This window comes from Yersinia sp. 2542 StPb PI (assembly GCF_048593855.1).
GTDB lineage: Bacteria > Pseudomonadota > Gammaproteobacteria > Enterobacterales > Enterobacteriaceae > Yersinia > Yersinia enterocolitica_E.
The window spans coordinates 17093-28153 of record NZ_JAZGQA010000040.1 but is presented as its reverse complement, the minus strand read 5'-3'; the positions used below and the strand labels follow the sequence as shown (position 1 = coordinate 28153).

Genomic DNA, 11061 nt, shown 5'->3' with positions numbered 1-11061 from the left:
CTTTATTCAGTTGGATGTTACTCAGCGGGGAGCAGTAGAACAGGCTGTTTTAAATGCTTTAGAGGTTATGAGTTCTATTGATGTACTTATAAATGTTGCAGGTATTGCCTATTTCAGTAGTCCACTAACCACTACGGATTTAGAATGGAAAAATACATTTGATGTTAATGTGAATGGTTATTTTTATCTGACTCGCTCGCTGTTGCCGGTACTGATTAATAGCCCTTCAGCACAAATAATAAATATGTCATCAGTATGGGGTACCAGAGGAAACAAAGATATGTATGCATATTCTGTTTCTAAATATGCAGTTCAAGGTATGACTGATGGGTTACGAGAATATTGCAAACCATTAGGGATTAAAGTAACAAGTATTATATTGGATAAAGTTGATACGTCATTTAGAGAGCTAATGGATGACCATATTAATATTTCAAGGGAACAAAAGAAGAGAATGCTTGCGGCCTCTGATGTTGCTGACACGGTCAGTTATTTATTGAAAACATCCAAAAATGCACTTGCATCTTCTATTGTTCTTGACGCAGTACTTTGGAGATAGTCAGATGAATAAATATCTTGTTTTGCTTTGTGTTGTCCTCTCCACTTTTTTCTGGGGATCGAATTTTAATGTCGCAGCATTAATTGTCAACCACGTTTCTCCTCTGTTAGCTGCAACTGAGAGGTTTGTTATTGCTAGTGTCACTATATTAGCGGTACTTTTGTTACGAGAAAGAAATAGCTGGATTGTCCTGAAAAAGAATTATCTGGCATTTGTCTTGCTGGGTCTTTGCGGTATTACAGGTTTTAATTTGGCTTTCTTTATTGGATTACAAACCACTACGCCGATAAATGGCGCGCTTATTATGGCCACCTCGCCAATTACAACTGCGCTTCTTTTCACTCTTTGTGAAAGGCAGAAAATATCACGGGTACAATGTGTCGGCATGCTGATCAGTTTATTAGGTGTTTTATTGGTTATCAGTAAAGGTTCTATTAGTAACCTACTTAATATGGAGTTTAATCAAGGGGATATGATTATCTTACTTGGGAATATTGCATGGGCTGCTTATACTGTTGGCTGCCGTAAATACACTGTAGGTGCTACCCCCTTGCAAATAACCAGTTTTACGATGCTGTTTGGTACGTTAGGTATCGTTATGTTTGCTTATTACACTGAAGGTACATTCAGTGGATTGTATAATATTTCTGCATTTAATCATGGCGCATTAATTTACATGGGAATTGCAGGGTCGGTATTGGCCTATTTATTCTGGAATGTGGGTATTAAGAATTTAGGCGCGGCTAACACGGCTGTTTTCTTCAACCTCGTACCGGTATTTACCATGATATTAGCTATTTTTAATCATATTTTACCTACGGGATTGCAGTTATCAGGTGCTGTTTTGGTCATCGCGGGTGTTATTTGTGCAACCCAGTCTTATAAAATGTTTTTTCGCCGCAAGCCATTAACAAAACCGAATGTTGGCTCCGTGTGAGAAGTGAATAGTTTAATTAAGGACACGAGGCAGTCGCCACTCGTGTCCGGGAAATTCCGCAACCAGCGGTAACCCCCAGAGTCAGAATCGCTATTTGGGGGTAACTCATTGATTAAAATCTCAACTCTTCTTAACGAACTCTGATTTCAACTTCATTGGACCAAACCCATCAATTTTACAATCGATATTGTGATCCCCTTCAACCAGGCGGATGCCTTTCACTTTGGTGCCAATTTTCAGCGTTGAAGAACTGCCTTTTACTTTCAGGTCTTTAACAACAGTTACTGAGTCACCGTCAGCCAACAAATTACCGTTGGCATCGCGCACCACCAGGTCGTCCTGGCCGGTGGCTGAAGGGCTATTTTCCGACCACTCATGACCACACTCCGGGCAATTCAGTTGTTCACCTTCTTGCCATGTAAATTCAGAACTACATTTTGGACAGTTTGGTAAATCCTGCACGTTAACCTCTTGAAATTAAATTGAATAAATATAAAAAAGTGACAAATAACAGTCTGCTATATTGATGTTCACATATTTTACACTTTTTATCGCATTAAAGAATAGCCAGGTGGCCAGTAACCCAGGTAAATAATTACGGGTGTATCGGTGTAGCCATCTTTGAATCCTGCCACGTGATGGCATTTTTTATGGTTTAGATGATATAAGGATGATTGGCTGAACTAAGGGGATTTTATTAAAAATTGTCGGTATACCCTGTTACCACCTGTTAGTGGAACAGTGATAACTGAATCCCGCTTACTTTTGCCCTAAGCGCCGATGTTGTTCAAGTTCATAGTCGATAAAAGCATTGATCATCGTCCGGTAAACTTTCTCTATGATCTCTTCTGCTAATCCCGCTTTGCTGGCTTCTGCTGTGACACGATCTATTACCATCTGCACCCGATCTGGCGCCCGTACTGCGTTCTGATCCTGCTTAAATGCGGCGGCCGCTTTTACACATTGGCTCCGTTGCGCGATTAACGCGACAATTTGCGAATCTATGCCATCAATAGCCGCTCTGATATCCTCGATCGAAGAGAAATGCATTAGTTGTACCTCTTTGCTAGTACGAAATTATCACGTTAACACAGTGGTTAAGTTGGTGCTATTCAGAGGGGGGCTGAGTGTCTTTGGCTGCCTTATCACCATTTTTCGGTTGATGGGTCATATCACTGCGGATCTGCGCATGGCTTATCAAGGCAAAAATAAAAGTACCGCCTATAATGTTGCCTGCCAATGTTGGAATAGCGAACGGATAAATAAATTGCTGCCAGGGTAATGAGCCATTAAATACCAGATAGAAGATTTCGACCGAACCAACCACAATATGGGTAAGGTCGCATAGCGCCACTAAATAGGTCATCAGGAAAATGACCCAGATCTTAGCGCCTCCTGCTGATGGCATCATCCATACCATAGTGGCAATGATCCAACCGGAAAATATGCCGTTAGCAAACATCTCAGATGGCGAATTCTCCATCACCCCTTGTGCCAGAGTGACAAATGATGCGCGTGTCGACTCATCAAACACCGGCATATGGATAAAGGAATAGGCCGCAATTCCTGTACCGATAAGGTTGCCCAGTAGCACCAACCCCCATAGGCGAAATAACAGAAGAAAGTTTTGCCCACTCGGTTTTTGCATGATGGGCAGTACCGCGGTCACGGTATTTTCGGTAAATAGCTGTTGGCGGGCCATAATGACAATAATAAAACCAAAGGTATAACCGACATTCTCCAGCAGGAAACTTGCCGGTGAGTCAGGTAGTTTTGCGTGAAAAATGCCTTTGGCAATAAGCGATGCCCCCATTGAAAGGCCGGCAGCAATGGCGGACCACAGCAGTGCAAAGCTGTCGCGCTCTAACTCTTTTTGCCCCTCGAGGCGGATCAATTCATGGATTGCGGCTGCTTTTGAGGGAAGTTCCTTCTCATTTATTTCTATCTCTTTTCCCTGCTTTTGTTCCTCACTTTCCACTTTCAATTCACCCTTATTCTGCGACAGTTTTTCATCATTCATAGGGATTTCCCGGTTGGTAGATAAATAATTGTGGTGGTTGGAACACAAAAAATAAGGGAAGGCAGACATAATAAGCGTAGTCGCTATTTATTATTCTCGGGCTAATGGTGAGTTGTTAGTGGGTCTTTGTTGGGGGGAGTAAAATAGCCATCAGAAGAGGGGGAAAAGTAACCAAACGTTAATCTTGTTGGTTTTTTCTACAGAAATTTGATCTTATACCGAATAATACCTCTATAAGGGTAGGGTCAGGGTTAGACCCACGCTACGTAAGGATTAAGCCTTATGTTATCATTCGGTTTTCCTGAAACAACAATCCTACGATGGAAACCAATCCTTCATGTTGGAAGCTAAAAACCTGACCTGCATCCGAGATGAGCGAAGCTTGTTCCAACAGTTAAGCTTTTGTGTGGCTGCTGGGGAGATAGTGCAGGTTGAGGGGCAAAATGGTGCAGGTAAAACCAGTCTGTTGCGGATTTTAGCCGGACTGGCCGATGCAGATGAAGGGCAGGTGAGCTGGTTGGGGGCGAATATTCGCCGAGATCGCGCTAAATATCATCAGGATTTATTGTTTTTAGGCCATCAACCGGGAGTTAAGTCGGTACTGACGCCTTTTGAAAATCTGGCGTTTTATCAGTCGGTGTTACAAAAGGTCGATAGCGCCGCAATCTGGCAGGCTTTGTCTCAGGTCGGGTTGGTGGGTTATGAAGATTTACCGGTATCTCAATTATCGGCTGGGCAGCAACGGCGCGTGGCCTTGGCCCGTTTGTGGTTGAGCAAGGCTCCACTATGGATTCTGGATGAACCGTTGACCGCGATTGATAAGCAGGGGGTTGCTACCCTGTTAGATCTGTTTGTTGAGCATGCAGCTAACGGTGGCATGGTACTGCTTACCACACATCAGGATCTGAACGATGTTGGTCAGAGTGTGCGTAAAATCCGTTTAACCAACACGCAGGAGAATTAATGTTTATCAGCGTGTTGCGTCGTGAATTAAAAATAGCCTTTAGAAAAGGGGCAGAGATAGTTAACCCGCTCTGGTTTTTTCTGATTGTCATCACACTGTTTCCGTTAGGGATAGGCCCAGAACCGCAATTATTGGCGCGTATTGCACCGGGGATTGTCTGGGTGGCGGCATTGCTTGCATCGTTACTCTCTTTGGAGCGGCTATTTCGCGATGATTTCTACGATGGCTCCCTTGAACAGTTGTTGTTATTACCCGCGCCACTGGCACTCACGGTGTTAGGCAAAGTGTGTGCTCACTGGGTCGTTACCGGATTACCTTTGCTTATTTTATCTCCGCTGGTCGCTCTGTTGCTGTCTCTTGATAGTAATACCGCGATTGCCATGGCGCTCACGCTGCTGTTGGGGACGCCAACCTTAAGTTTTATCGGGGCTATTGGTGTGGCACTGACGGTGGGGTTACGCAAGGGAGGGGTGCTGCTGAGTTTATTGGTGTTGCCGCTGTATATCCCGGTGCTGATATTTGCTACTGCGGCCATTGATGCGGCTTCTATGTCACTGCCGATTGATGGGTATCTGGCGATTTTGGGGGCAATGCTCGCGGGGAGTGTAACACTTGCGCCTTTTGCCACCGCCGCTGCATTGAGAGTGAGTGTGAACTAGCAGTTGAATGCCACTCAGAAGGTAACAATTTCTTAAAAGAAGCCTGTAGTTAAAATATAAGAATTTTCAGAAGCTTAAGCGCGGTAGCCAACGCAGTCAGAGCAGATTGTGCGCCGTACCCTGCGCCGGCATTGCCACTGAGTGATGCCTGTCCAATTTTACTGTGAGCAATGAAAAATGTGGAAATGGTTTCATCAATTCGCTAAACCCGAGCGGCTCTATACGCTGTGTGGTCGGTTTGTCCCGTGGCTGGGTATTGCTGCTGTGGTCTGTTTGATGGTGGGCTGGGTGTGGGGATTTGGTTTCGCCCCCTCTGATTATCAGCAAGGCAACAGTTTCCGTATCATTTACTTGCATGTTCCGGCGGCGATCTGGTCGATGGGGATCTATATGTCGATGGCGATTGCGGCACTTGTTGGCCTGGTCTGGCAAATGAAAATGTCTGATAACCTCGTAGCCGCCATGGCGCCGGTCGGCGCGGTGTTTACCTTTATTGCCTTGGTCACCGGTTCTACCTGGGGTAAACCGATGTGGGGAACCTGGTGGATTTGGGATGCGCGATTGACCTCTGAGTTAGTGTTGCTATTCCTCTATCTTGGCGTGATTGCGCTGTATAACGCATTTGACGACCGCAAGTTGGCCGGGCGGGCTGCGGGTATTTTGGTGCTGGTCGGTGTGGTCAATATTCCAATCATTCATTTCTCCGTGGTGTGGTGGAACACCTTGCATCAAGGTTCCACTAACATGCAACAAAGCATTGATCCAAGTATGCGTTCGCCGTTACGTTGGGCGATTTTTGGCTATTTGTTGTGCTTTATTACTCTGACATTAATGCGCCTGCGCAACTTGATTTTGCAGCAAGAGCGCCATCGCCCTTGGGTAAGCGCCCTATTGCGTAAGGAGCCACGTCTATGAATCCGGCCTTTAACTCTTGGGCGGCATTTTTCGCCATGGGCGGCTATGCCTTTTATGTCTGGCTGGCGGTGGCGGTTACTTTGCTGTCTCTGCTTAGTTTGTGGGGACATACGCTGTGGCAGCACAAACAATTATTAGCGGATATTCAGCGTCGTCAGGCGCGGGAACTGCGCATTCGGCAGGCAAATCAGACTCAGCATTCCGTCCGTTCGCAGGAGAAACAGCAGTGAACCCACGTAGAAAAAGTCGGCTCTATCTGGTGATGGTGGTTTTGATCGGTATCGGTCTGACCACCACTCTGGTGTTGTACGCACTGCGTGCCAATATCGATCTGTTCTATACCCCTGGCGAAATCTTGCAGGGTAAAGGGGAGCGCCACGAGAAGCCGGAAATAGGTCAGCGTTTACGTATCGGCGGCATGGTGATGCCGGGGTCGGTGAAACGTGATGATAAGACGCTGGAAATGAGTTTCAAGGTTTATGATGCGCGCGGCGCAATCACCGTCACTTATACCGGCATTTTACCGGACCTGTTCCGCGAGGGGCAGGGGGTGGTAGCGCAAGGTGTATTCGCTGAGGGCAATACGGTAAATGCGAAAGAAGTGCTGGCAAAGCATGATGAAAAATACACACCACCAGAAGTAAAAGAGGCGATGAAAGAAAACCACACCCGTCCCGCAGAGGCTTACAGTAGCACTAAGCGTGAGGATAATGCCTCATGATGCCTGAAATGGGGAGTTTTCTGTTATGCCTGGCACTGGCTATCTCGCTATTGCTGAGTTTGTATCCGCAATGGGGCGCTGCGCGTCAAGATGCCCGTATGATGGCGGTTGGCAGACCCTTGACGTACGGTATGTTCGCTACCATCGCACTGTCATTTATATGTCTGGTGTATGCGTTTGTGGTGAATGATTTCACTGTCTCCTATGTGGCGGCGAACTCAAATTCACACCTGCCGGTTTATTATCGTATTGCGGCGACCTGGGGCGCACATGAGGGATCGCTGCTGCTGTGGGTGTTGCTGCTAAGTTGCTGGTCGCTGGCTGTTGCGCTCTTTAGCCGTTCAATGCCGGATGATGCGGTAGCCCGAGTACTGTCGGTGCTGGGGATGATTACCGGCGGTTTCCTGTTGTTTATTATTCTGACGTCAAATCCGTTTACCCGCACCTTGCCGGACTTCCCAATTGACGGTAATGATTTAAATCCGTTGTTGCAGGATGTCGGGTTGATTTTCCATCCGCCACTGCTTTATATGGGTTATGTGGGGTTCTCGGTAGCTTTTGCTTTCGCGATAGCTTCCTTAATGGCTGGCCGACTTGATAGTGCCTGGGCGCGCTGGTCACGGCCGTGGACTCAAGCGGCATGGGTGTTCCTGACCATGGGGATCGTGCTCGGTTCGGCGTGGGCCTATTATGAATTAGGCTGGGGCGGCTGGTGGTTCTGGGATCCGGTTGAGAATGCCTCGTTTATGCCTTGGCTGGCAGGTACGGCGTTAATTCACTCACTGGCAGTGACCGAAAAACGTGGCACATTCAAAGCGTGGACGGTATTGCTGGCGATTACGGCATTCTCTCTATGCCTAATGGGCACCTTCCTGGTGCGTTCCGGCGTATTGGTTTCGGTGCACTCTTTTGCCTCTGATCCGGCTCGTGGCATGTTTATTCTGGCTTATCTGGTGATTGTTATCGGTGGCTCATTGCTACTGTATGCAGTTAAAGGCGCACAAGTGCGCAGCCGTACTCAGCATGAGGTGTTCTCACGCGAGACTTTCCTGCTCGGTAATAATGTGCTGCTGATCGCCGCAATGTTGGTGGTGCTTCTGGGGACTTTGTTGCCATTGGTGCACAAGCAACTGGGACTGGGCAGTATTTCAATCGGCGAACCGTTCTTTAATACCATGTTTACCTGGTTGATGGCCCCAATGGCACTGTTGATGGGGATCGGGCCGTTAGTGCGTTGGCGTCGTGATGAGCCGAGCAAACTCTGGAAACGCCTCAGTGTGGCTCTGGTCATCACTTTGTTGTTGTCGATATTGGTACCCTGGCTGCTGCAAGACACTATTGCCGGTATGACCGTGGTCGGTTTGATGATGTCTATCTGGGTCATTATCCTGACATTGATGGAGTTGCATGAGCGAGCAACTCACCGCCATGGTTTTTGGCGTGGTTTAACGCACTTATCTCGCAGTCACTGGGGCATGGTGTTGGGGCATTTGGGTGTGGCGGTGACGGTGATCGGTATTGCCTTTAGCCAAAATTACAGTGTTGAGCGTGATGTACGCATGAAGGCTGGTGATAGCATCGATATTCACGATTATCACTTCGTGTTCCGCGATGTTCACGATATCAAAGGATCGAACTATACCGGCGGTGTTGGCATTATTGATGTCACCCGTCATGGTAAACCTGAAGCCACCTTACATGCGGAGAAACGTTATTACAGTGTGGCCCGTTCTATGATGACTGAAGCCGCTATTGATGGTGGCTTCAGCCGTGATCTCTACGCCGCACTGGGTGAAGAACTGGATGACGGGTCATGGGCGGTGCGCTTGTATTACAAACCTTTTGTCCGCTGGATCTGGTTCGGTGGGGTATTTATGGCTATCGGCGGCATCTTCTGCATGCTTGATCCGCGCTATCGGATGAGCAAAAAGTTAAAGCGCAGTGCTGCATCGGAGGCTGAATAATGAAATCTCACTTTTCATTCAATAAGCTGATGTTTATTCCGCTGGTACTGTTTTTACTGCTGGTTGTGGCCTTTTTAGTGCAATTGACTCGCAATGCTAATGGCGAGGATCCGACGATGTTGGAGTCCGCGCTGATTGGTAAACCGGTGCCAACGTTCAAGCTTGAATCGCTTGAGCAACCGGGGAAAACCTTTGATCAGGCAGTATTACATGATGGTAAGCCGATGTTACTTAATGTCTGGGCAACCTGGTGTCCGACGTGCCGCGCTGAGCATCAATATCTGAATAAGCTGGCGGCCCAAGGCATCCGTGTGGTGGGCTTGAACTATAAAGATGATCGTGTCAAAGCGGTGCAATGGCTCAATGCACTGGGTAATCCTTACGCACTGAGTTTGTATGATGGTGATGGCATGTTAGGGCTGGATCTGGGGGTTTATGGTGCGCCGGAAACTTTTCTGATCGACGGGCAGGGTATTATCCGTTATCGCCATGCCGGTGATCTGAACGATCGCGTCTGGCTGCAAGAAATTCTGCCGTTGTATAAGAAGTATCAGGGGGGCGCATGAGATTACTAAGCCTGATCTTCGGCCTTATGCTGAGTTGGAGTTTGTTTGCCGCCATCGATACCTACACCTTTAAATCTGAGGCACAAGAGCAGCAGTATCGGGAACTGACCGAACAACTGCGCTGCCCTAAATGTCAGAACAACAGCATTGCCGACTCCAACGCGATTATTGCTGCTGATATGCGTGCCAAAGTGTATGAACTGATGCAGCAGGGTAATTCCAAACAGCAAGTCATTGACTATATGGTGGCCCGCTACGGCAACTTCGTCACTTACGAGCCGCCGGTGACGGCTGCAACGCTGATTCTGTGGGTGGGGCCGGCTCTGTTTGTGCTATTTGGGGCCGTAGTGGTGATATTACGTGCACGGCGACGAGTGGAGAAAGAGACCCCACTGTCGGCGCAGGAACAGCAACGGTTACACCATCTGCTCGCCGAACATGCTCGCGGTGTGGAAAAATCGACGGTGGTGCAACACAGCATCGCGACTAAACACGCGAAGACAAACAGGAAACAACCATAATGGCTTTTTGGCTGATAGTGATCATTTTGCTGGCGGTCGCGGGTGCCTTGTTGGTTATACCTGCCATGCGGCAAGACACGGATTCACCGACGACCACCCGGGATGAATTGAACAAGGCTATTTATCAGGATCGGTTATCTGAACTGGCAGAAGATGAAGCGCAAGGCGTGGTAGAACAGCGACCTGAACTGATTCAGGAACTGCAACAAAACCTGCTGACAGATATCCCCCAACAACCGGATGAGGAGATAAGCCCGATTAACCGCTGGGTGTTACTGCCCGGGGTGGTGATACTGGTGGTGGTCGCCGTGGGGTTATACCTAAAAACCGGTGGTTTGGCTCAGGTGCAGGCATGGCATCAGGTTGTTGCACAAATGCCCGAATTACGTGCCAGAGTTGCCAATGAGCGGGCGGAGCCTTTGAGTATGGAAGAGGTAGCACGTTTAGGGCTGGGCTTGCGTACTTCTTTGCAGCAAGATATTGCTAACGTCAATGATTGGATGATGCTTGGCCGGGTGGGGATGGCACTGAATAATGCCACTACCGCAACCCAAGCTTTTGCTAAAGCTTATCAGCTTGCGCCCGATAATGAAGATGTCAGACTCGGTTATGCTGAGGTGCTGACACGTTCCAACGATCCACAAGATAATCAGCTGGCAACTCAGATGTTGCGAACGATGGTTGGACAGGATCATACCAATCTGCGCGCCATGAGTTTATTAGCTTTTAATGCTTTTGAGCAGGGTGACTTTAAACAAGCCATTGGTGCATGGGAAGTTATGCTAAAATTGCTGCCTGCTGGCGATTCCCGCATAGAAGTGATAAAACGCAGTATCCAGCAAGCCAAATCACAGGCTGGGCAGGAAACAGCTACACTGGGAATAGAGGTTTCACTCTCCTCTGATGCCGCTCAGAAATTACCTCAGCAGGGAACCCTGATTATATCGGTAACCGATGGAGCAAACCCGGTACCGGTTGCCGTCAAACAACTGCCTGTGAGCCGATTCCCGTTATCAGTAACGTTGGATGACAGTAATGCAATGATGCCAGAGCGTTTGCTCTCTTCGTTGTCTCAGGTGAAAGTGCGGGCACGTCTCTCGCAAGATGGTACGGCCAATCCGCAATCAGGTGACTGGTTTGGTGAGAGCAGCGTGCAGAGTTTCGGTGGGACAGCAAAGCCACAAACAATTAATGTACAGATAAACAAACAGATCCCTTAAGCGTAAGGGGCTGGA

14 protein-coding genes are annotated in these 11061 nt (G+C 47.9%); 11 read left to right on the top strand and 3 right to left on the bottom strand.

Annotation, left to right across the window (positions count from 1 at the left end; genetic code table 11):
* Both V1952_RS07495 and V1952_RS07490 read left to right on the top strand, forming a co-directional pair.
* Positions 1 to 559, top strand: a 559-nt coding sequence (locus V1952_RS07495) for an SDR family oxidoreductase (RefSeq protein ID WP_420074556.1), incomplete at its 5' end; no start/stop codon positions are given.
* A gap of 4 nt (positions 560 to 563) precedes the next feature.
* Positions 564 to 1496 (top strand): DMT family transporter, encoded by a 933-nt coding sequence (locus V1952_RS07490; protein WP_420074555.1) that lies wholly within the window; start codon positions 564 to 566, stop codon positions 1494 to 1496.
* A 120-nt stretch (positions 1497 to 1616) separates the two neighbouring features.
* Here V1952_RS07490 and V1952_RS07485 read toward each other — a convergent pair whose 3' ends face one another.
* The 3 genes from V1952_RS07485 to V1952_RS07475 all read right to left on the bottom strand — a co-directional run bounded on the left by V1952_RS07485 (position 1617) and on the right by V1952_RS07475 (position 3516).
* Complete coding sequence (locus V1952_RS07485) at positions 1617 to 1958, bottom strand: zinc ribbon domain-containing protein YjdM (RefSeq protein ID WP_083158195.1); 342 nt, start codon at positions 1956 to 1958, stop codon at positions 1617 to 1619.
* 297 nt (positions 1959 to 2255) lie between these two features.
* The gene (locus V1952_RS07480; protein ID WP_083158196.1) at positions 2256 to 2546 is read right to left on the bottom strand and encodes a chorismate mutase; all 291 of its coding nucleotides are present in this window, start codon (positions 2544 to 2546) and stop codon (positions 2256 to 2258) included.
* Between the two features lie 58 nt (positions 2547 to 2604).
* Positions 2605 to 3516 carry a formate/nitrite transporter family protein gene (locus tag V1952_RS07475; RefSeq protein ID WP_420074554.1) on the bottom strand — a complete coding sequence of 304 codons (912 nt, stop codon included), beginning with the start codon at positions 3514 to 3516 and terminating at the stop codon, positions 2605 to 2607.
* A gap of 337 nt (positions 3517 to 3853) precedes the next feature.
* Between V1952_RS07475 and ccmA the strand changes: the two genes are divergently transcribed.
* From ccmA to ccmI, 9 genes are all read left to right on the top strand, one after another.
* Positions 3854 to 4480 (top strand): cytochrome c biogenesis heme-transporting ATPase CcmA, encoded by a 627-nt coding sequence (ccmA, locus tag V1952_RS07470; protein WP_420074553.1) that lies wholly within the window; start codon positions 3854 to 3856, stop codon positions 4478 to 4480.
* Positions 4480 to 5139, top strand: a complete 660-nt coding sequence (gene ccmB, locus V1952_RS07465) for a heme exporter protein CcmB (protein WP_420074552.1) — start codon at positions 4480 to 4482, stop codon at positions 5137 to 5139. The genes ccmA and ccmB overlap by 1 nt, the downstream gene beginning before the upstream one ends.
* Positions 5140 to 5316: 177 nt before the next feature.
* A complete protein-coding gene (locus V1952_RS07460) occupies positions 5317 to 6054 on the top strand; it encodes a heme ABC transporter permease (protein WP_420074551.1) in 738 nt (245 codons plus the stop codon).
* Positions 6051 to 6284, top strand: coding sequence for a heme exporter protein CcmD (gene ccmD, locus V1952_RS07455; protein ID WP_372559515.1), 234 nt, complete (start codon positions 6051 to 6053; stop codon positions 6282 to 6284). The genes V1952_RS07460 and ccmD overlap by 4 nt, the downstream gene beginning before the upstream one ends.
* Positions 6281 to 6775: a cytochrome c maturation protein CcmE gene (ccmE, locus tag V1952_RS07450; RefSeq protein ID WP_420074550.1), complete on the top strand. Its 495-nt coding sequence runs from the start codon at positions 6281 to 6283 to the stop codon at positions 6773 to 6775. The genes ccmD and ccmE overlap by 4 nt, the downstream gene beginning before the upstream one ends.
* Positions 6772 to 8739, top strand: a complete 1968-nt coding sequence (locus V1952_RS07445) for a heme lyase CcmF/NrfE family subunit (protein ID WP_372559513.1) — start codon at positions 6772 to 6774, stop codon at positions 8737 to 8739. The genes ccmE and V1952_RS07445 overlap by 4 nt, the downstream gene beginning before the upstream one ends.
* Positions 8739 to 9305: a DsbE family thiol:disulfide interchange protein gene (locus tag V1952_RS07440; protein ID WP_083158204.1), complete on the top strand. Its 567-nt coding sequence runs from the start codon at positions 8739 to 8741 to the stop codon at positions 9303 to 9305. The genes V1952_RS07445 and V1952_RS07440 overlap by 1 nt, the downstream gene beginning before the upstream one ends.
* On the top strand, positions 9302 to 9826 hold the full coding sequence (locus V1952_RS07435) for a cytochrome c-type biogenesis protein (protein WP_372559512.1): 525 nt from the start codon (positions 9302 to 9304) through the stop codon (positions 9824 to 9826). Before V1952_RS07440 ends, V1952_RS07435 begins: the two co-directional genes overlap by 4 nt.
* Entirely contained in the window at positions 9826 to 11046 is a 1221-nt protein-coding gene (ccmI, locus tag V1952_RS07430) for a c-type cytochrome biogenesis protein CcmI (protein WP_420071307.1), read from the top strand. Before V1952_RS07435 ends, ccmI begins: the two co-directional genes overlap by 1 nt.
* Positions 11047 to 11061: the final 15 nt, after the last annotated feature.

Bases quoted from the DNA above. Each gene is read 5' to 3' on its own strand.
- V1952_RS07490 (WP_420074555.1), top strand. From the start codon at position 564: ATGAATAAATATCTTGTTTTGCTTTGTGTTGTCCTCTCCACTTTTTTC.
- V1952_RS07480 (WP_083158196.1), bottom strand. From the start codon at position 2,546: ATGCATTTCTCTTCGATCGAGGATATCAGAGCGGCTATTGATGGCATA.
- V1952_RS07475 (WP_420074554.1), bottom strand. From the start codon at position 3,516: ATGAATGATGAAAAACTGTCGCAGAATAAGGGTGAATTGAAAGTGGAA.
- ccmA (WP_420074553.1), top strand. From the start codon at position 3,854: ATGTTGGAAGCTAAAAACCTGACCTGCATCCGAGATGAGCGAAGCTTG.
- ccmB (WP_420074552.1), top strand. From the start codon at position 4,480: ATGTTTATCAGCGTGTTGCGTCGTGAATTAAAAATAGCCTTTAGAAAA.
- V1952_RS07460 (WP_420074551.1), top strand. From the start codon at position 5,317: ATGTGGAAATGGTTTCATCAATTCGCTAAACCCGAGCGGCTCTATACG.
- ccmD (WP_372559515.1), top strand. From the start codon at position 6,051: ATGAATCCGGCCTTTAACTCTTGGGCGGCATTTTTCGCCATGGGCGGC.
- V1952_RS07445 (WP_372559513.1), top strand. From the start codon at position 6,772: ATGATGCCTGAAATGGGGAGTTTTCTGTTATGCCTGGCACTGGCTATC.
- V1952_RS07440 (WP_083158204.1), top strand. From the start codon at position 8,739: ATGAAATCTCACTTTTCATTCAATAAGCTGATGTTTATTCCGCTGGTA.
- V1952_RS07435 (WP_372559512.1), top strand. From the start codon at position 9,302: ATGAGATTACTAAGCCTGATCTTCGGCCTTATGCTGAGTTGGAGTTTG.
- ccmI (WP_420071307.1), top strand. From the start codon at position 9,826: ATGGCTTTTTGGCTGATAGTGATCATTTTGCTGGCGGTCGCGGGTGCC.